The 18,188-nt window shown below is 35.3% G+C and carries 21 protein-coding genes; 7 read left to right on the top strand and 14 right to left on the bottom strand.

The genetic code is table 11. The features are described from left to right. Nucleotides 1-24: 24 nt before the first annotated feature. The 3 genes from ACP6L2_RS03660 to ACP6L2_RS03650 all read right to left on the bottom strand — a co-directional run bounded on the left by ACP6L2_RS03660 (nucleotide 25) and on the right by ACP6L2_RS03650 (nucleotide 3,966). Complete coding sequence (locus ACP6L2_RS03660; RefSeq protein ID WP_440507940.1) at nucleotides 25-2,124, bottom strand: 3-hydroxyacyl-CoA dehydrogenase NAD-binding domain-containing protein; 2,100 nt, start codon at nucleotides 2,122-2,124, stop codon at nucleotides 25-27. Between the two features lie 19 nt (nucleotides 2,125-2,143). Further along, nucleotides 2,144-3,298, bottom strand: a complete 1,155-nt coding sequence (locus ACP6L2_RS03655) for an acyl-CoA dehydrogenase family protein (protein ID WP_440507939.1) — start codon at nucleotides 3,296-3,298, stop codon at nucleotides 2,144-2,146. 242 nt (nucleotides 3,299-3,540) lie between these two features. Next, entirely contained in the window at nucleotides 3,541-3,966 is a 426-nt protein-coding gene (locus ACP6L2_RS03650; RefSeq protein ID WP_440507938.1) for a hypothetical protein, read from the bottom strand. 474 nt (nucleotides 3,967-4,440) lie between these two features. On the opposite strand from ACP6L2_RS03650, the gene ACP6L2_RS03645 reads away from it, so the two are divergent. The 3 genes from ACP6L2_RS03645 (at nucleotide 4,441) to ACP6L2_RS03635 (ending at nucleotide 6,412) form a co-directional block, all read left to right on the top strand. Continuing rightward, the gene (locus tag ACP6L2_RS03645) at nucleotides 4,441-4,977 is read left to right on the top strand and encodes a GNAT family N-acetyltransferase (RefSeq protein WP_440507937.1); all 537 of its coding nucleotides are present in this window, start codon (nucleotides 4,441-4,443) and stop codon (nucleotides 4,975-4,977) included. A 12-nt stretch (nucleotides 4,978-4,989) separates the two neighbouring features. Continuing rightward, nucleotides 4,990-5,508 carry a GNAT family N-acetyltransferase gene (locus ACP6L2_RS03640; RefSeq protein WP_440507936.1) on the top strand — a complete coding sequence of 173 codons (519 nt, stop codon included), beginning with the start codon at nucleotides 4,990-4,992 and terminating at the stop codon, nucleotides 5,506-5,508. 151 nt (nucleotides 5,509-5,659) lie between these two features. Continuing rightward, the gene (locus tag ACP6L2_RS03635) at nucleotides 5,660-6,412 is read left to right on the top strand and encodes a class I SAM-dependent methyltransferase (protein ID WP_440507935.1); all 753 of its coding nucleotides are present in this window, start codon (nucleotides 5,660-5,662) and stop codon (nucleotides 6,410-6,412) included. A gap of 160 nt (nucleotides 6,413-6,572) precedes the next feature. Here ACP6L2_RS03635 and ACP6L2_RS03630 read toward each other — a convergent pair whose 3' ends face one another. From ACP6L2_RS03630 to ACP6L2_RS03620, 3 genes are all read right to left on the bottom strand, one after another. Continuing rightward, complete coding sequence (locus ACP6L2_RS03630) at nucleotides 6,573-7,103, bottom strand: N-acetyltransferase family protein (RefSeq protein WP_440507934.1); 531 nt, start codon at nucleotides 7,101-7,103, stop codon at nucleotides 6,573-6,575. 451 nt (nucleotides 7,104-7,554) lie between these two features. Continuing rightward, nucleotides 7,555-7,818 carry a hypothetical protein gene (locus tag ACP6L2_RS03625; protein ID WP_440507933.1) on the bottom strand — a complete coding sequence of 88 codons (264 nt, stop codon included), beginning with the start codon at nucleotides 7,816-7,818 and terminating at the stop codon, nucleotides 7,555-7,557. Between the two features lie 35 nt (nucleotides 7,819-7,853). Then, entirely contained in the window at nucleotides 7,854-8,348 is a 495-nt protein-coding gene (locus ACP6L2_RS03620; protein WP_440507932.1) for a DUF2480 family protein, read from the bottom strand. A 237-nt stretch (nucleotides 8,349-8,585) separates the two neighbouring features. On the opposite strand from ACP6L2_RS03620, the gene ACP6L2_RS03615 reads away from it, so the two are divergent. Then, nucleotides 8,586-9,227, top strand: a complete 642-nt coding sequence (locus ACP6L2_RS03615) for a helix-turn-helix transcriptional regulator (RefSeq protein ID WP_440507931.1) — start codon at nucleotides 8,586-8,588, stop codon at nucleotides 9,225-9,227. 6 nt (nucleotides 9,228-9,233) lie between these two features. On the opposite strand, the gene ACP6L2_RS03610 is transcribed toward ACP6L2_RS03615, so the two are convergent. Continuing rightward, the gene (locus ACP6L2_RS03610) at nucleotides 9,234-9,572 is read right to left on the bottom strand and encodes a phosphoribosylpyrophosphate synthetase (RefSeq protein ID WP_440507930.1); all 339 of its coding nucleotides are present in this window, start codon (nucleotides 9,570-9,572) and stop codon (nucleotides 9,234-9,236) included. 187 nt (nucleotides 9,573-9,759) lie between these two features. On the opposite strand from ACP6L2_RS03610, the gene ACP6L2_RS03605 reads away from it, so the two are divergent. From ACP6L2_RS03605 to ACP6L2_RS03595, 3 genes are all read left to right on the top strand, one after another. Continuing rightward, nucleotides 9,760-10,815: an endonuclease/exonuclease/phosphatase family protein gene (locus ACP6L2_RS03605; RefSeq protein WP_440507929.1), complete on the top strand. Its 1,056-nt coding sequence runs from the start codon at nucleotides 9,760-9,762 to the stop codon at nucleotides 10,813-10,815. Between the two features lie 90 nt (nucleotides 10,816-10,905). Further along, on the top strand, nucleotides 10,906-11,715 hold the full coding sequence (locus ACP6L2_RS03600) for a class I SAM-dependent methyltransferase (protein WP_440507928.1): 810 nt from the start codon (nucleotides 10,906-10,908) through the stop codon (nucleotides 11,713-11,715). Between the two features lie 60 nt (nucleotides 11,716-11,775). Continuing rightward, nucleotides 11,776-12,690, top strand: coding sequence for a hypothetical protein (locus ACP6L2_RS03595; RefSeq protein ID WP_440507927.1), 915 nt, complete (start codon nucleotides 11,776-11,778; stop codon nucleotides 12,688-12,690). A gap of 44 nt (nucleotides 12,691-12,734) precedes the next feature. Here ACP6L2_RS03595 and ACP6L2_RS03590 read toward each other — a convergent pair whose 3' ends face one another. The 7 genes from ACP6L2_RS03590 to ACP6L2_RS03560 form a co-directional block, all read right to left on the bottom strand. Next, nucleotides 12,735-13,025, bottom strand: a complete 291-nt coding sequence (locus tag ACP6L2_RS03590) for a HigA family addiction module antitoxin (protein WP_440507926.1) — start codon at nucleotides 13,023-13,025, stop codon at nucleotides 12,735-12,737. Nucleotides 13,026-13,063: 38 nt separating this feature from the next. Then, nucleotides 13,064-13,375, bottom strand: a complete 312-nt coding sequence (locus tag ACP6L2_RS03585; protein ID WP_440507925.1) for a type II toxin-antitoxin system RelE/ParE family toxin — start codon at nucleotides 13,373-13,375, stop codon at nucleotides 13,064-13,066. A gap of 195 nt (nucleotides 13,376-13,570) precedes the next feature. Then, nucleotides 13,571-14,851, bottom strand: a complete 1,281-nt coding sequence (bioA, locus tag ACP6L2_RS03580; protein ID WP_440507924.1) for an adenosylmethionine--8-amino-7-oxononanoate transaminase — start codon at nucleotides 14,849-14,851, stop codon at nucleotides 13,571-13,573. Continuing rightward, nucleotides 14,836-15,834, bottom strand: a complete 999-nt coding sequence (gene bioB, locus ACP6L2_RS03575) for a biotin synthase BioB (protein WP_440507923.1) — start codon at nucleotides 15,832-15,834, stop codon at nucleotides 14,836-14,838. The genes bioA and bioB overlap by 16 nt, the downstream gene beginning before the upstream one ends. A gap of 5 nt (nucleotides 15,835-15,839) precedes the next feature. Then, on the bottom strand, nucleotides 15,840-16,463 hold the full coding sequence (gene bioD / locus ACP6L2_RS03570) for a dethiobiotin synthase (protein ID WP_440507922.1): 624 nt from the start codon (nucleotides 16,461-16,463) through the stop codon (nucleotides 15,840-15,842). After that, nucleotides 16,456-17,556, bottom strand: a complete 1,101-nt coding sequence (locus ACP6L2_RS03565) for an aminotransferase class I/II-fold pyridoxal phosphate-dependent enzyme (protein ID WP_440507921.1) — start codon at nucleotides 17,554-17,556, stop codon at nucleotides 16,456-16,458. The genes bioD and ACP6L2_RS03565 overlap by 8 nt, the downstream gene beginning before the upstream one ends. Continuing rightward, a complete protein-coding gene (locus ACP6L2_RS03560) occupies nucleotides 17,537-18,169 on the bottom strand; it encodes a hypothetical protein (protein WP_440507920.1) in 633 nt (210 codons plus the stop codon). Before ACP6L2_RS03560 ends, ACP6L2_RS03565 begins: the two co-directional genes overlap by 20 nt. Between the last annotated feature and the right edge of the window lie 19 nt (nucleotides 18,170-18,188).

Genomic DNA, 18,188 nt, shown 5'->3' with positions numbered 1-18,188 from the left:
TATTTTTATAAAAATGAAAATTTATTACCAATTACTCTTAAATCCGGAATAGAATTTAAAGTCTTTTCTAGCCAATTCCTTTAACGAATGTGGCACCTCCCATTGTTCACCAAAGCGCTGGAATTCCAAACAGTCATTGACAAAGTTCTGTATTCCTACTTGATCAATATGACTGAATACTCCTCCGGTATGCATGGCATATCCAATTCCCAATACAGAGCCGACATCACCATCCGTAGGATTAGTTAGAACTCCACTTTCCAAACAACGGAAGCTATCAAGAGCTAGAACATGTAATAACCTATATTTTATCATTACTGGACTAGGTAAGCCATCTTGTTTCACCAAATCAGGATCTTGCCAAGCTACTTTACCAATTTCTTTATTACTATAATCATAGAAACCAAGACCTGACTTTCTACCATGTCTACCCAAAGTAGTTAGCTTCTTTAGATAAGCATAGGCTCTTTTCTGGCTTTCATGGAGACTTGGAAGTTGATCATATACATGTAACATCAATTCCAGTGTAATTTCATCTAAAACAGCTAAAGGACCTACAGCAAAGCCGGCTTCTTTAGCTAATTTATCCACCTGCTGAACAGATACTCCCTCCATAAGTAAGGTTATCCCCTCAAGCAGGTAATTAAAGAAAATTCTTGAAGTAAAAAAAGCTGGTCCATCGTTTACAACAATAGGAGTTTTCTTTAGTTTTGAAACAAATTGTAAAGCTTTATCTAATGTTTCATCATCAGTTTCTTTTCCTCGAATAATTTCCACCAATTCCATTCGATCTACTGGAGAAAAGAAGTGCAAGCCAATAAAACGAACAGGATCGGCAACATTTTTTGCAAGATTACTTATAGGTAAACTGGTTGTATTGGATGCAAAAATGCCGTTTTTATTTAATGCAGGCAAACTTTCTTGGATGACTTGAGCCTTTAAGGATTCATCTTCAAATACAGCTTCAATGATGATATCTTGATGATTCAACCCATTCAAATCAGCCTTTGGGTGAATTCTATTTAGAATTAAATCCTTTGAATCGGCGTTCATTTTACCTAATTGAATAAGTTTAGAACAAACATTTTCAGAATAGGATTTGCCCCTTTCGGCAGCCGCCATACTAACATCCTTCAGTTGAACATCAAGACCAGCCCTAGCTCCTTCATAAGCAATCCCCGCTCCCATCATTCCTGCTCCTAAAACAGTTAATTGTTGAAAATCATAAGGTGTTTTAGCTTGATAATTTCGTGCATTTTGAACCGCATAGTACATAGTCCTTACCATGGCTTCTGTCTCTCTGCAATTTAATATATATTCAAATTGCACCAATTCCATAGTTAACTGTTCCTCCTTACCAAGAAATTCTCCAGTATTAAAGATGATGAAACAAGAAACATGTGCAGGGATGTGAAGATTCGCTTGTTTATTTAACTTTTGAATTTCTTCATCCAAATTAATTGTCTCAGATTCCTTGCTCTCTTCAACATCTTGTTTATTCTTTTGGAGAATATAATCCATTGCCCAAGATTGAGCATCCTCTTCACTTGAACAGCTTTGATCTAATAAATTTAACTCCAAAGCCTGATCAACTCCATACAATTTACCCTTGGTCAATACTTCAAAGGATTTCACAATCCCAATTTTTGACTTAAGATTAACTACGGAACCTAAGCCTAATAAAATAGAATAAGCACCTTCAGGAAATCCAACTTTAACTTTAGGATCTGATGAAATTATTTTATTACCCAGTAGACTCAGTGTAAAACCTAGTCCACTCAATGGCTTGTCAATAATGGAAACAATAGGCTTGTTTAACTTATCAAGCCCATTCATTAAGTTTAATATTTCAAATAATTTCTTCTTAAACTGACTCTTTTCTTTAGCCTGTAAAAACAGTTCTTTAAGCTCCATGCTTTGCAAGGGAACTGCAAAACGTAGAATTAGGCCAGTAGATTCAGTATCAGTTAGCATGCATAGCATACGATCCAAAATCAGTTTAAAATTATCCAGGTCAATCGTTAAAGAAGTAGAATTCGTTGTATATATTATCAGCTCTGTGACACCTTCTTCAAGAGGGTTTTCAAAAAATATACTATCGTGAGGTTGTTGTTTTAAATTCATAATTTGAAATAATTTCAGGCTATTTAGCAGCGTAGTCTACATCATCAATGATAATCTTTGCTAGAATTTCCAACATAATTTCAGATGTGCCTGCTATAATAGTTCCTACACGCACATCTCTATATAGACGAGCGATCTTATAATCTTCTGTAAATCCATATCCTCCAAACATCTGCAAACAATCACCAACAATTTTAATCGCCAATTCGCTTGTTTGCAGCTTTGCAATGGAACATTCTTTAACGGCATAAACACCTTCATTCTGTAAATCGCAGCAGTGATATACAAAAGCTTTCACTGTTTCTAAATCTGCTTGCATTTGTGCAAACCGATGTCTTATAACTTGGAAATCTTTAATAGCACGATTAAAAGCATGCCTTTCCTTGATATATTTAAGCGTATATTCTAATGCAGATTCTGCTGTAGCATAGCTATGGATTGCAGCTGTTAATCGTTCTAATTGCAAACCGCCCATCAGGTATTTAAAACCCTGACCAACTTCACCAACTAGATTGGATTTCGGAACACGCACTTGATCGAAAGCAATCTCTGCTGTATCCGAAGCATGCCAACCTAATTTATTGATTTTATTACAGGTAACACCTTCTGCGTGTCTATCAATCACCAATAAGCTTATACCTTTACTTCCTGCTTTAGGATCAGTCTTAACTGCTGTAATGAAAAAATCGCCATAATACCCATTGGTAATAAAAGTCTTTGAACCGTTGACTATATATTCATCACCTTCTAATACGGCTGTAGTTTTCATTTGTTGAACATCAGAACCTACGCCAGGTTCAGTAATAGCAACTGCGCTAACCATATCACCATTTATAGTAGGTGCCAAGTATTTTTCTTTTAACTCTTCAGACGCATACTTCCAAAGATATGGAGCAGACATATATTGAATGACTAATGCTGAAACACTAAAACCACCAGAATAACATTTAGAGATCTCTTCACAAAATATCAAAGAATAATAGAAATCCAGATTTAATCCACCATATTTTTCTGGAAATATTAATCCCATAAATCCCATTTCACCCATTTTCTTCCAAATGGATTTATCAATTTCTCCTGATTTCTCCCAAGAGTCAATATGAGGTATAATTTCTTTTTGTATGAAAGCACGAAGGGTCTCTCTAAAAATCTGGTGTTCAGATAAAAATCGCATGAATTATTCTTTTGTTTATACTTGGTGAAGCCTTGATTTAAATAATAGCAAAATGATATTTTCTTGTAATCATTTATTTGGTGCCATCAACTTCGTTATGACGTCTAATTTAGTTATAATGGACTAAAGATTAAATTTAATTTAACAATATTTCCATTTCATTCAGTAAAAATTAAGCGACAAAAATCAAAAGGTTGAACAAATTTAGTCAACCTTTTGATTTAAACATTAATTCTAAACAATTATTCGAAATATGCTAATTTCACTTCTTCAAGCTTTTCAGAAAAAATATTATTTGGGCAATTCAACAATTGGCGAATTGCTATGAGTTGATAAAAACTACGGTCATCCAAAATATTCAAGAACAAAAAAATTTCCTTTAGAATAAGACGTTCCTTATCATCTGAACGGGTAGACATAATTTCCAATAGTGATAATTTAATTTCATTCAAGCTAAGATAATAGTGTGACAAGCCACCACCCAAGCTCCAAAAACTTTGGTCAATGATATCTTTGTATTTAATTTTTTCAAACAAGGTATAAATCTCCATCTGCTGAGATTCATCTAGGTTTTCCAAGTTATTGTCTGATGTGAAGCAATTAAGTACTACTTCTCGCATTTTATCCGTTAAATTAAATGCTTCTAAGTTGTTTGTTGTTATTTCCATGTATAGTTTATTTTTCGTTGAATACAATAAGCCCCTTTGTCCCCATTTAAGTGAAGACATGTAATTTTTCCCTAGAATTTATGTGACGGATAATTGAAGGAACCTTTCAATTATGTCATTGATTTAATAGACTATACCTGACCATCCTATTGTGCAGCAATAGATAATCACATATATATGCTTCCTAACAACGGAATTCATATGCTATTTTAAACCAACCTAATTCTTCTTATCCAAGAATTTATGTAACAAAAGTAATATATTATAAATTAAATAAATGTTAAATTATTAATAATTACCATGTTTTTATTAAATCACATTTCTTGATTAGATATTTTCAGCAATTATTGCATAATATTTAAAATTTAAATTTATAAAATCTTTAAAAAGCTAAATCCTTAAGTATCTTTAAGTACAATTGCCAATAAACAAATAGAACGAGATATTAAATTAACAATTACTAACCTTTTAACCATGATTCACACGGAAAGGCTTATCCTAACACCTATAGCTACTGAGCACCGTATCGATTTATTTGAGATGGATTCCAATCCTGCTGTTCATAAATATATTTACAACCAACCTGTAAATTCTATTTCAGAAGTAGATGATTACATCAAAGCAATTCAACAACAGTATCTATCATTTAATACTGGGAGATTAGCCGTATTGAATAAATCAAACAATGAATGTGTAGGTTGGTGTGGCATTAAATACATTGACTTCCAAATGAATAATCATATTAATTTCTATGAATTAGGATATCGATTCAAGGAGAGTGCATGGGGAAAAGGATATGCTTTTGAATCGAGCTTTGCAGTGATAAAACATGCCTTTGAAACATTTGCTATAGAAAGCATTTTTGCGACTACTCACCCTGATAACACAGCATCTAGGGTTGTGCTTGAGAAACTTGGGTTTCAATTTGTTGAACTATTTGAAGATGATGATATTGACTCCACCTGGTATTGTTTGGATAAAGCGACCTTTGAAGCTAAATTTGACAATTAGGCAAATGAAGCTATGATTGCCCTTAAAAAATTCACATCGAAAGATTTCAAGCAATTAATTCAATGGGTTGATAGCCCTAAATTGCTTATTCAATTTGCTGGTCCAAATTTCAATTTTCCATTGAATGAAGAACAATTAGAGCAACATTTAAAACTCCCGAACAGAAGACATTTTGTTATTTATGATTCCAACAGAAATGAAGCCATTGGTCATGCGGAGATCCAGAAAATAGCGACCCGTATTGGTTTAATATGTCGAGTATTATTGGGCAACCCCACTGATAGAGGTAAAGGTCTTGGCAAAATGCTAATTAACGAACTTTGTCATTATGGCTTTGAGAAATGTCATTTCAACAGTATGGAACTCAATGTTTATGAATGGAATAGCAGCGCTATCAAGTGTTATGAGTCTGTAGGATTCAAAGTGATTGAATCACAAGAACATTTTGTGAAATATAACAATGAACAATGGCGAATTGTGCGAATGCATCTAGATAAGAAAAATTTCAATTCATATTTAAATTCTTTTTAATTGTTACTAATATGAAAATCCAATATGTAGAAGCCTAGCCTACAGGGCTTCTAGACAAATAAGTCATAAAAATCCAAATATATTCAGGTATTTATACGCGTAATAATTTGTATATTTAATATTGAAATTCAATCAAATTAAAATGGGTATTATGACAACTTTTAATGATAATTTCTCTAAACAAGCCTCTATTTACGCTCAGTTTCGTCCGTCCTATCCCCATGAGCTATATGATTACCTTTCTAATTTAACTACAGCACATGATTTAGCATGGGATTGTGGAACTGGCAATGGTCAATCAGCTATACATTTAGCTGATTTTTACGATTCGGTATATGCAAGCGATCCAAGCCAAGCTCAAATTCAAAATGCTTTTGCTCATGACCGTGTAACCTATCATATCGAAAAAGCAGAAAATTCAACCCTAAAAGATCATTCGGCGGACTTAATAACCATTGCTCAGGCCATACATTGGTTTGATTTCGATAAGTTTTACCAAGAAGCAAAGCGTGTAATCAAAAAAGATGGTATTATAGCAACTTGGGCTTATGGCATCCCTAGCATCGATCGTACAATTGATCCATTAATAAAACATTTTCACGATAAAATAGTAGGACCATATTGGCCAATAGAAACCAAAAGCATAGACCAGGAATATACTACCATTCCATTTCCATTTCGAGAAATTGAACCTCCGGAATTCTATATCCGAAAACGGTTTAAACTAGAAGATTTATTGGGGCATTTACGCAGTTGGTCTGCTACCCAACTATTTATTGAAAAAGAAGGTTATAACCCTATCGATAATTTACAGATGGAATTAGAAAAGCTTTGGGGTGACATTAGCCAACCTAAAAACAGCAGTTGGAGATTATATTTGAGGGTTGGTAAATTACCTGCTTAAACATAAATTCATATTATTCAACAAATTACAAAACATTTTCCAAGAAAATAGGTTTGTAATTTGGGCATGGTGATAAAACACACCTCTTGAAAACATGAAAGGCCAAATCTTAGGATTTGGCCTTATTTTGTTTATCAATATGATTGATTTATAAGAATAGCTACTTTAACACCTTCTCATACGCCTTCCGCATTCCTCCTCGCAGATTCACCTCTCCACAATACGTATATCCTAATTTCTCAAATACACGTAACATCCCTACATTATCAAAATTCGTATCTACTTTTATTGTCTGATAACCATTTTCCAAACAGATGGGTTCAATCTTTTCCATCATGGAACTAGCCTGTCCTTTGACATAAGGCTCCTGATTAACCGCTATTCTGTGAACAACAGCATATGGCCAATCCGTTAACCATTTTCCATCAATATCTTCATAGGCTGGTTCAACATCAAAAATAAGCGCTAAATAACCATAAACATGATTATTTTCATCTACATGCACATAAGCATAACCAGCTTCTATATCCTCTTGAATAACTTTTAAATTCGGATAACCATTTTGCCACTGATCACTCCCCTCCTCTTTACGCTTCTGAATCGCTTGTTGAATGATACCCCAAATTGCTTCTGCCTCAGACATGACAGCAGGTCGAAAAACCAAATCATTAACAGTCATAGAATTGCTCATTTTTAATCGAATAATTATATAACAAATATAACAAGATCAAGGCTCTAATTCCTTACTTATTTAAAGAATTAACAGCCCTAAAAACAGTAATTCCCCGATTCACATCGAGGAATTTACTTAAGAGCTAATTAATAAAAATCAGCTCTTTGAACCAATTGAATTAAAGATGTTTGTACTATATGTTTTACAGTTTTATTTAACAATTAAAATCGCCTTAAGCATAATACATTGCCCAAAACAGAGCATGCGCAAAGCATGTAACAGTATTGGAATTATTCGTAAAAATGATTTGCTTACTTCGGTTTAAGTTGTGGCAAATTTCAAATGTTGAAACTAATATACTAAAAATATTTAAAGAACATAATTCTATTATTCATGTATTGCATTTATTACAAAAAAAGCACCTCCCCAAAAGGAGATGCCTAATAAACAAAAAGTATAAAAAGAAAAATTATGCAGTAGCAGCTTGATCTATATCCGATTTTACTGTTACTGCGGATACAAATGAAATTCGTTGACCATGATCTAATATATATTGCTGAATAGACTGCTCTATTCTTTCACTCGTGTTCACACGTAAATAGAACTGTTTATCATCTAAGTCCAATGAAATAGACATGATTTGAGGGAAACGCTTTTTCAATAATTGACTTATGTTTTCCCGATCCAATAGGGTCTTTAATGTTGCTCGAAATGAGAGAATATATTTTTCCATGTTGTTTTATATTTGGTATAGTAAAAAGTGTTCTATTACTTTTTGAAAATCACTTTGGGCAATCCTGCTTCCCCATAATACAATGCTTTCACCACAGGCTTAAGCAAATGAGTAAGAAGCAAGTAAATACTTGGATCAATTGATGTATGAGCTCGAACTACAATTTTTTGATCCTCATATAGGCTTAGATCCATAGATTCTAAGACAAGCAGCCATCTCTTAAGATCGAATTCTTCAGGCTTCATAAATACCATTTCTGCAGCTAAAGAGCTTAGTTTATCACCAATTATCATGTATGCCCAAGATGGCACAATAGCATCTGTAGAACAATAAACCGCAACGTATTCATCCTGAAATATACTCCAATCAAATTCTTTGATTTGCTCTTTAAACTCCTTTTCCTTAAGCATCAATCCAGCGAATAAAAACTGAGAGATATCGAGTGCCTTCGCCTTTTTTATTGGCTGATGTTCTAAAGGATCTAATGTTATTAATCCCAGCTGCTCCACCTTATTTACAAACTGCTCCATTTAGTAAATTGTATATGTTTATTGTACCTATAAGAATCCTATTCAAATTTATAAAACAGCTTTAATTAAACAAGTTTTTAATTGTTTTATTAATGTCATCATTTTATGATAATTCTACTCGACAACAGAGTATTTAGCAGGAAAACATTCATATTAAATGATCTGAATTCATTACAAACACTCATATTGTTATAAAACAGTATATTTGTATTTAATTAAACAAGGAAATTATTGTTAATGAAAAAGAATAATGCTGATCAAATATTGATGTTGTTAAAGATGCGAGGTGAATTAGATGCCTCAGTCATTGCTGAAGAATTAAATTTGAGCAAGGAAGGTGCAAGACAACATTTGGTCAAGTTATTTGATGAGGGTTTTGTGGAGAAGGTTTGCAAGAGCACTGGTGTTGGAAGACCTTTTACGTATTATTCATTAAGTCAAGTGGGAAAAGATAAATTCCCAGACAGCCATGCTGACATTACCGTTCAACTCCTACGATCTATTAAAAAGCTATTGGGAGAAAATGCTTTGGATCTCTTAATTGGAGATCGGGAACAATTAACCTATGCACGTTATTCTGAAAAGCTTAGTAATACGAATAGCATTGAAGATAAGCTTTCCAAATTAGCTGAAATACGCAGCTGTGAGGGATATATGGCCGAATGGAAAAAGGAAAATGACAACTATTATTTTATAGAAAACCACTGCCCTATTTGTGCAGCAGCTACCGAGTGTCAACAATTCTGTCGTGCAGAGCTTAAAAACTTCCGCAACTTATTAGGTGAAGAATTTCAGGTTAATAGAACACAGCATATCCTAGCTAACGAAAGCAGATGTGTTTATGAAATAAAACCGCAACTTAAATCAGCTGTTAAATAATATTATTTATCGGATTTCCCTGGATCGTCTATATAGTTCTTCTACCAATTTAGATTTCCTGAAACTAAATTCAGCACCAAAGCTGTTTACAATTAAGCCTCGAATCAAATTATCCCTGGAAGAGATGGCAAATAATATACTTTCATCGGCTGGATCAGTCATCCCTTCGAATCTATAAATATCATCGATGACAAACTCCTCAGGTGATAGTTCCGTAGATTTACCTGCACACAACAGACACTCACCATCTTCTGAAAACAAAAAGTCTTGAATGTATCCCTTTTGTTGTAGATCGTTGACCGCTTCACTAAGCGTATCATAACTGCGTTTTCCTTGATTTGCCATAAATAAAACTTATTAAAATGTGTAATTACCCAATCCTTTCCCTAACAAGTATAATTTACTGAAAATAACGCATAGACCTAAAAACCAATCGTTTATTTACATTAATCAGACTTTGCTTAACTAACTCCTAAATAAATTAAAACATCGGCATGGTTTTTACCGTATTACAAGTAAGCAATTTTATTATATGATCGTATCCCTATACATCTTCGGATGTATCCTTTTAATATTCAGTCTACTTCCCTTAATCCGCAATGATTATTGGACATTTCGTGTTTTTGAATATCCACGAATACAAAAACTACTATTGGTAATCCTATGGTTTCTAATGTTCTTTCTTTTCACCGATAATAGACCATTAGCTTTAAATATCTTGTTTGTCGCTTTGGTCCTTAATGCTGTTTATTTAGCTTGGCAAATTGCCCCTTATACTCCGCTAGGCAAAAAACAAGTGTATAAGATTAAACAAGACAATCATGACAACCAATTAGCAGTCATGATTTCCAATGTTTATGAGGACAATACGAATTATCAAGGTTGTATAAACGAGATCAATAAAGCACAACCGGATTTAATCTTGTTATTGGAAACCAACCATGAATGGGAAAAGAAAACAGAGATCCTCGATGATACTTACAACTATCAAGTGAAAGTTCCGATAGATAATACCTATGGAATGCTCCTCTTTTCTAAGTTTCCTATCCATGAGCCTCAGGTCCATTATCTAGTAGAAGAAAACATACCAAGCATTTTCTGTAAGATAAAACTTCCAAGTGGTCAATTAGTACAAGTATATGCGGTGCATCCAACACCCCCTGTACCTAATGAAAATCCAAGATCAACAGAACGTGATAAGGAGTTATTATTAGTGGCTAAAAAAGCTGTCAAACAGAAATTACCGGTCCTTGTTATTGGCGATTTAAATGATGTAGCTTGGAGTTATACCACAGAACTATTCCTCAAAACAAGTAAACTTTTGGACCCAAGGCGTGGAAGAGGTTTCTTTAATACCTTTCATGCAAAAATACCTTTCCTGCAGTTCCCATTAGATCACGCCTTCATATCGGCAGATTTTAAATTAATCAATATTAAGAAATTGGATAATTTTGATTCTGATCACTACCCTATTTATGTTAAAATTCAATTTGAGAAACAAGCGGATGCCGAACAAGCGGAAAATGAACTAGAAGCAGACGCTGATGATAAAAAACTAGTACAGGAAAAAATAAATGCCGATACCTAGCAAATATCCCTTTCTTAAATAGGAGCCCTTTCTTCTCTATGAAGCGATAAAATTATATTAACTTTACTTTCAATAATTCAGCATATAAACATGGAAACCACTAACGATTGGAAGAATTATATTGAAGTAAACAGGAAACTTTGGAACGATAAAACACCTGCGCACATAGAATCAGAATTCTATGACATGAAATCCTTTTTATCAGGAAAAAGCTCTTTAAATGATATTGAACTTCATCTTCTTGGGGATGTTCAGGACAAAAGAATTTTACACCTACAATGTCATTTCGGACAAGACAGCTTGTCTTTAGCCAGAATGGGTGCCGAAGTTACAGGGATTGACCTTTCAGATGAAGCAATTGCTACTGCAAAAGATTTAGCAAAAGAATTAGGTCTAAATACGGCATTCATTCGTTCTGATGTCTATGCTACTCCTGAAGAATTAAACGGACAATTCGACATCGTATTTACAAGTTATGGAACCATTGGCTGGTTGCCAGATTTAAATAAATGGGCAGATGTTATCTACCGTTGTTTAAAGCCGGGCGGCAAACTCATCTTTGTAGAGTTCCATCCTATGGTATGGATGTTTAGCAATGATTTCTCTAACATTCAATACCCCTATTTCAATACAGAAGCAATCATTGAAACCAATGAAGGCACCTATGCAGACCGAAGTGCGGACATAAAGAACACCGAAATATCTTGGAATCATCCTTTATCCGAAGTACTACAAGCCTTAATAGCTAGCAACCTTCAGTTAAGCTCCTTTGATGAATTCAATTATTCACCTTATAACTGTTTCTTAAATACTGTAGAAATAGAAAAAGGCAAATATCAGATCAAAGGATTAGAAGGAAAAATCCCAATGGTATATGCCTTGGAAGCTTTAAAAAAATAACACACATGCATTTAAGGCTTGTTATAAAGACTACAATAGTTTTACTATTTCATTAATCCTATGAAAAACATATTATACTCCATTATAAAATTACGCTTTGTATTCGGCTTCTGTTTGATTTCAACTGTTTCAATGGCACAAGACAGCGAAGTTGCTCGAGAAGCCAGGGCTTATATTGAAGAAGATACTTTTACGATTTGGAATGTTTCGGATAAAAAAGAAGCAGTCATATTTGCTAATATGGCCTATATCCGTGAAGAACCAAATAGCAAAAGCCTACTTTTGGATTCCCTTCCTGTAGGATCAGCCATAAAATTTATTGGAAATGGTGCCTATAATCCAACCTTTATACGAGGTATGGAACTACCTTGGTATCATATTGAGTACACTGTGAACAACAAAAAGAAGAAAGGGTACATATGGTTAGGTTTAGTGTCCTTGGATGTGAAGAAAGACCCGAAAACAGGAAATCAATTTATCTATGGATTTCCATGGAAAAGTAATGAAGAGGATAATATCTATTATTGGTGTGAACTTAAAGTCTTAGATGCATCAAAAAAAGTAATTGCGTCCAAATCTTTCCCATTCTACCACAATGAACAAAGCTATACCTTAGCCGAGTTCTCCGACCCGAACGGAACTCCAGAGGCAAAAAGCATCTATAGTATCCAGTTTTTAGGTGAAGCGTGTGGAATAAGCACACAAGTATTCAATTTTGCTTGGACTGGGAATAAACTCATTGATCTTCCTAAAACCACCTCCGTTAGTGATGCTGGTGTATTTTATTATTCCGAAGAACTTCTATTCCCAAATCAACACAAAAAAGGCAAAAAACTAATTGTAAAGGCCATTGAAGAAGGCGAATCTGAAACCGACATCAATGACGAAACAGTTTCCGAGATAAAATATAAGGTGAAGAAGTCAGAAGAGGTCTATGAATGGGATGGCAAAAGCTATGTCAAGAAGAATATTTAAGATAAACACAAAATAAAAGCCTGATGAATTTCAGGCTTTATATTTTAAGCATGTTCCTCTTCTCTTGCATTCTGTAAGTCCCAAGCCATTTGTAAGTTTAACCAATATTCGGCACTGATCTTAAAAACCTTCTCAAGCTTTACAGCCAGTCTTGGAGAAATATTTCTTTTACCCTTTAGAATTTCACTTAAGTTAGTTGGTAAAATCTCTAAATGCTGTGCAACTGTTTTCTTCAGCAATTCTCTATCCTCGATCTCTTCTTCAAGAAAAATACCTGGATGAAACGCCTTAACCTCTAAAACGTTTCCTTTGCTGTCGTTAATTGTGTAGTTCATATTTTATCTTCGCTCCTTTTTTAGGTGATAAATATCCACTAGTCGTCGTAGTGGTTATTCAATTCCTCAATAAATAGGATTTTTAAGCATCCTTCTTTATCTAATCTGAATATAATGCGCCAGGATCTATTTACTCGAATTGAGTATTTGCCATTATATTCGCCATAAAGTTTTTCAAAATGAAATGATCCAATTGCCCTTAAATCATTCTCTGTTGAAACAGCCCGTAATTGACCAACACGCTGTACAAACTTCTTTTCAACTCCTAATGGAAACTTACGTTTCCCTTCTGTATTTGGATAGCTACTAACCAAATTTACCAGATAATCATCCTCGATGACAATTTCCATTTCTTCTTTCTTTTTCTTTTTTGTTCCTGCTGTATGTCAAAGTTTTTTGGATGTGTGTCAATACAAATATAACCATATTTTGGTTAATAACCAAAATATGGTTATATTTTTTATTAAAATTCTCTCTAGTGATTATTAAATAAACAAAAAGGCTGGCGAAAGCACCAACCCATTTGTTTATTTTATTTGCAGTACTTAATTAAGCAACGATGATTCTTGAATTACCTCTAAAATCACATCATAGACATGATTCAAATCCTCCTCCGAAATACAGTATGGTGGAACCAGATAAATGGTATTTCCCAATGGTCTCATCAAAATACCTTTATTCAAAAAGGCTTGATATAAGTATTCCTGTTGTGCATGGAAATAATCAGATTTCTCGGAGATACTACATTCAAAAGCTAAGATTGTTCCAGTTACACGTACGTTCTTAACCATCTTCATTTCCTGTAATACAGTTTTAAAACTTAGCTGTTGAGCACAAATCCTTTCTAGACTGTGTTGTGTATTCTCGGCTAGCAATAAATCCAAACTAGCCAATGCAGCTGTACAACCTATTGGACTAGCGGTGAAAGAATGACCATGAAATAAGGCCTTTTTCTTTTCATCCACATAAAATGCTTGATAGAGCACATTTGTACATGAGGTTATACCCATCGCCATAGTACCACCCGTTAAGCCTTTTGAGAAACACATCACATCCGGCTCTTCAGTAAGATGGTCAGCCGCAAACAATTTTCCCGTTCTTCCAAAGCCTACAAAAACTTCATCCTGAATCAAGAATATCCCTAATCCTTTACAGTAAGCCATTAAGGCTGACAATTGACCTGCCTCATGCATCAACATTCCCGCTGCTCCTTGTATCAAAGGCTCATAAATAAAACAGGCAATTTCCTTTTCATGCGTTTTAATAATATGCTTGATGGCATCCATATTCTCTGAAGTAGGCGTATCGATAAAGATGACCTCAAATAATTTATCAGAAAAAGGAGCTGTCCATACACCGCGTTCACTGACGGACATTGCACCAAAGGTATCGCCATGATAGGCCTGCTTAAAGGCTAATATCTTCTTTCTATTAACTCCATGATTAAAATGAAACTGTAAACACATTTTCAAGGCCACCTCTACTGCTGTAGAACCATTGTCAGAATAAAAGACTTTTTGTTGATTTTTAGGAAGCAATCCCAACAAACGCTCCGAAAGCTGAATGGCTGGCTCATGTGTGAATCCAGCAAATATCACTTGTTCTAAGGTCAACAACTGTTTATACAAGCGTTCTGCAATATATGGATTGGCATGCCCATGTATGCTCACCCACCAGGATGAGACCATATCCAAATATCGCTGTCCATTATAATCAAAAAGATAAGCTCCTTCTCCCCTTTCAATTGGAAGGTGAAGGCTGGTTTTCATCTGACTATAGGGATGCCAATTTACAGCTTCATCTCTTTCTATTAGCTGTTGCTGCATGACATCACCTCCCGCTCCACTTTCATTGGTTTTAAACCAAGATTAGACAACATCTGCATATCCTCTGAAACACCAGGATTTGGAGTGACCAAAAGTGTTTCCCTTTCTCCGGTAAAAATAGAATTTGCACCTGCCATAAAACACCAAGCTTGCTCTGTCTCCGTCATCTCAATCCTTCCTGCACTCAAGCGCACCATAGAAGCTGGCATAACTATCCTCGCTGTAGCAATGGTACGAACCATATCCCATACATCTACCTTTGGTAAATTTTCCAACGGCGTCCCTGCAACCCTAGCGAGTGCATTAATAGGAACAGACTCTGGATGCTTTTCCATATTACTCAAAGTCCTTAACATGGAAATTCTATCTTCTATTCGCTCTCCTAACCCAATAATACCGCCAGAACAAACTGTAATACCAGCTTTTCGTACATTTTTGATTGTTTCAATTCGGTTGTCGAATTTACGAGTAGAGATTATTTCATCGTAAAACTCTTCTGAAGTATCCAAATTATGGTTATAGGCATATAGTCCAGCTTCCTGAAGACGCTGTGCTTGATCAGCTGTCAGCATTCCTAAGGTACAACACACTTCTAGTCCCAAATCATTGACTCCTTTTACCATATCAATAATCCGATCGAAATCCCGATTATCACGAACCTCACGCCAGGCTGCTGCCATACAGAATCTCGAAGATCCCGAATCTTTAGCCTTTTGGGCATGAGCCAAAACCGTTTCTGTAGGTAATAATGCTTGAACTTTAATATCGGTATGATATCTGGCTGCCTGACCACAGTAGGAACAATCCTCCGGACATCCCCCTGTTTTCACCGACAATAAGGTCGATATCTGAACCTCATCTGGCCTTTGCCATGCTCGATGAACGCTTGCTGCATCATAAACTAATTGTAATAAAGGTCGATTATAAATCTCCATCAACTCTTCCTTTGTCCAATCATGTCTTAATTCATTATCTGTTCTCATATGTTTTAATCTAATTCTTCAATTCGTATAAAAGGCATTGCCTTCGTCAATTCTTCGGCAGTTAACTGCTCTAATTCTGGTAAGTAAATCAGTTTGGTACCTGTCGGTACCTGTTTGCGAATTATCCGTTCACTTGCCGGATTAAAAGGTCCATTAAAAACAAGATAACTTAATTCTAAGCCAGCATTTTGTATAGCCTGAATACTTAATATGCTATGGTTAATGCAGCCTAAGTAGTCACGGCAGACCAACACAACAGGTAATTTCAGACTAACTATTAAATCCAGAATAAATAGATCCTCTGATAAGGGCACAAATAAACCTCCTGCACCTTCTACTAATAGGTTACTCTCATAATTTGGAAGTTTAAAAGCACTTAAGTCAATTTTAATCCCTTCTTCCGCAGCAGACTCATGTGGAGAAGCGGCTTTTTGCAATCGGTATTGTTCTGGAAATACTTGCAAATGGTCTCCAAGCAATTCTTTCACACACTGCGTATCGGAGCTTTGCAAATCACCAGATTGAACAGGTTTCCAATAAGCAGCATCCCATAATTTCAATAGAAATGCTGAACTGATGGTCTTTCCTACCCCTGTACCTATTCCCGTTAAAAAAAACTGTTTATGCATAATTTTTCAAAATATCTATCAATAAGTCTATCTCTGCCATACGATGATCTGCATGTATACTTATTCTTAAACATTCCTGTCCTAGGGGTACTGTTGGAGGCCAAATTGCATAAGTCAATAAACCCGCTGACAAAAGTTGTTCAACAAGTCCATTTAAGGAATTCCCTTCTACTACTTTAAAAATCTGAATTGGACTATCGGATTCAGCAGCTAAAGGAAGTCCCGAAGACCGAAAATAGACGATGTTGTTTTGGAGTCTTTCCTGCAATCCCGAGGTCTCTAATAGGTAGTCATAGGATTCCTTGACAGCTAAGGCATGAAAGTCTGGAATGGCCGTACTGTAGATGAATGGACTAGCATGCTGCACTAAATAGTTTTTCAAAGCATTCGAACAAAGTATGGCTGCCCCATATAATCCCATTGCCTTGCCATAAGTAACGGTAATGGCTAAAAATTCATGTTGTATTTTTTGCTGATCTGCCAAGCCCAAACCAAATACACCCAAGGCATGTGCTTCATCCAAGATTACCTCAGCCTTATAACGCTTCGCTAAGGCGATAACAGCAGCTAATGGAGCCTTATCCCCATTCATCGAATACAAACTCTCTACAGCAATGAAAACACGCCCTGAAGCCTTCTTTAAAAGAGCCTCTAAATGCTGCATATCATTATGCCTAAACTTCCATCGAGTCCCTGTACTCATCAGGTAACCATCCATAATAGATCGATGTACAAACTCATCCACAATAAGGGTATCTCCCTTTTTAATTAAAGTAGAAATAAGGGCGAGATTGGCCGTATATCCTGACGGGAAAAGCAAAGCACTTTCCACAGCATGGAGTTGCGCTAGGTATCCTTCAACGGATGTCAACACATCAGAATTGCCGGAAATTAATCTCGAACCTGTATTTCCTAGAAGACTAGCTGGATGCTGCATTAAGGTATCGTGTATTCTACTTAGGAATACTTTATCTTTCACAAGACCCAAATAATCATTCGAATAAAAATCAATTCCAGAATTACGTGGTTTTAATTTTCTAGAATGAATAAGTTTTGGTTCTGGTTGGACTTCTTTAGGCAATTGATTCCACATTTTTGGTTTTGCTTTCTACATCTTTTACAATAGCTACTAACCAATCTGAAAACAGTTTATCTTCCATCATCAAAACTTCGTTGGCATAGCTTTCCCAATCCGGATGAAAATCATTCAATTGACTGATCATCTCTTCTAAGTGTCCTTCTTCTTCCAAAATGATGGATTTCACCATTACTTTGGATTGAGCTGCACTTAACTCTTCCTGATAAATGGGATATAAAGCATCCGCTCGAACTTCAATAGCATAGGTCACAAATAAGTAAGCCGCATACTTTAACTCCTGTCCGCTCAATTGAAACTCGGACTTTAGATAACGACAGACCTGGATATCCAGTCGATGTAAATATTGCTTTGATGCCTTTCCGGCAAGCATTGACGCCTCCTCGTAAAATTGAAATCCGGATACATCCAGTTTGCCAATTTGCTTTTTTAAGTAATAAGCATGTCGATGTTCTTCAGCAGCATGTTTCAGTTGAATGATACCAGTCATGCATTCATCTTCGCAAGCTGAAATCTTTCGAGCTCCAGCATTTTCCATAAAGGAGAGACTATTTAGCCAACCAGCATGTAGCTCCGGATTAGCAATAATAAGGCGTAACGTTTGGTTCATGACTTTAATATTTCCAACA

This window comes from Sphingobacterium lactis, assembly GCF_051951495.1.
Lineage (GTDB): Bacteria > Bacteroidota > Bacteroidia > Sphingobacteriales > Sphingobacteriaceae > Sphingobacterium > Sphingobacterium lactis_A.
The sequence above is the reverse complement of the archived record's forward strand: the minus strand, read 5'-3'. Positions and strand labels throughout refer to the sequence as shown.

Excerpts from the sequence above, each read along its gene's own strand:
- ACP6L2_RS03660 (WP_440507940.1), bottom strand. The coding sequence starts at position 2,124 with ATGAATTTAAAACAACAACCTCACGATAGTATATTTTTTGAAAACCCT.
- ACP6L2_RS03655 (WP_440507939.1), bottom strand. The coding sequence starts at position 3,298 with ATGCGATTTTTATCTGAACACCAGATTTTTAGAGAGACCCTTCGTGCT.
- ACP6L2_RS03650 (WP_440507938.1), bottom strand. The coding sequence starts at position 3,966 with ATGGAAATAACAACAAACAACTTAGAAGCATTTAATTTAACGGATAAA.
- ACP6L2_RS03645 (WP_440507937.1), top strand. The coding sequence starts at position 4,441 with ATGATTCACACGGAAAGGCTTATCCTAACACCTATAGCTACTGAGCAC.
- ACP6L2_RS03640 (WP_440507936.1), top strand. The coding sequence starts at position 4,990 with ATGATTGCCCTTAAAAAATTCACATCGAAAGATTTCAAGCAATTAATT.
- ACP6L2_RS03635 (WP_440507935.1), top strand. The coding sequence starts at position 5,660 with ATGACAACTTTTAATGATAATTTCTCTAAACAAGCCTCTATTTACGCT.
- ACP6L2_RS03630 (WP_440507934.1), bottom strand. The coding sequence starts at position 7,103 with ATGAGCAATTCTATGACTGTTAATGATTTGGTTTTTCGACCTGCTGTC.
- ACP6L2_RS03625 (WP_440507933.1), bottom strand. The coding sequence starts at position 7,818 with ATGGAAAAATATATTCTCTCATTTCGAGCAACATTAAAGACCCTATTG.
- ACP6L2_RS03620 (WP_440507932.1), bottom strand. The coding sequence starts at position 8,348 with ATGGAGCAGTTTGTAAATAAGGTGGAGCAGCTGGGATTAATAACATTA.
- ACP6L2_RS03615 (WP_440507931.1), top strand. The coding sequence starts at position 8,586 with ATGAAAAAGAATAATGCTGATCAAATATTGATGTTGTTAAAGATGCGA.
- ACP6L2_RS03610 (WP_440507930.1), bottom strand. The coding sequence starts at position 9,572 with ATGGCAAATCAAGGAAAACGCAGTTATGATACGCTTAGTGAAGCGGTC.
- ACP6L2_RS03605 (WP_440507929.1), top strand. The coding sequence starts at position 9,760 with ATGATCGTATCCCTATACATCTTCGGATGTATCCTTTTAATATTCAGT.
- ACP6L2_RS03600 (WP_440507928.1), top strand. The coding sequence starts at position 10,906 with ATGGAAACCACTAACGATTGGAAGAATTATATTGAAGTAAACAGGAAA.
- ACP6L2_RS03595 (WP_440507927.1), top strand. The coding sequence starts at position 11,776 with ATGAAAAACATATTATACTCCATTATAAAATTACGCTTTGTATTCGGC.
- ACP6L2_RS03590 (WP_440507926.1), bottom strand. The coding sequence starts at position 13,025 with ATGAACTACACAATTAACGACAGCAAAGGAAACGTTTTAGAGGTTAAG.
- ACP6L2_RS03585 (WP_440507925.1), bottom strand. The coding sequence starts at position 13,375 with ATGGAAATTGTCATCGAGGATGATTATCTGGTAAATTTGGTTAGTAGC.
- bioA (WP_440507924.1), bottom strand. The coding sequence starts at position 14,851 with ATGCAGCAACAGCTAATAGAAAGAGATGAAGCTGTAAATTGGCATCCC.
- bioB (WP_440507923.1), bottom strand. The coding sequence starts at position 15,834 with ATGAGAACAGATAATGAATTAAGACATGATTGGACAAAGGAAGAGTTG.
- bioD (WP_440507922.1), bottom strand. The coding sequence starts at position 16,463 with ATGCATAAACAGTTTTTTTTAACGGGAATAGGTACAGGGGTAGGAAAG.
- ACP6L2_RS03565 (WP_440507921.1), bottom strand. The coding sequence starts at position 17,556 with ATGTGGAATCAATTGCCTAAAGAAGTCCAACCAGAACCAAAACTTATT.
- ACP6L2_RS03560 (WP_440507920.1), bottom strand. The coding sequence starts at position 18,169 with ATGAACCAAACGTTACGCCTTATTATTGCTAATCCGGAGCTACATGCT.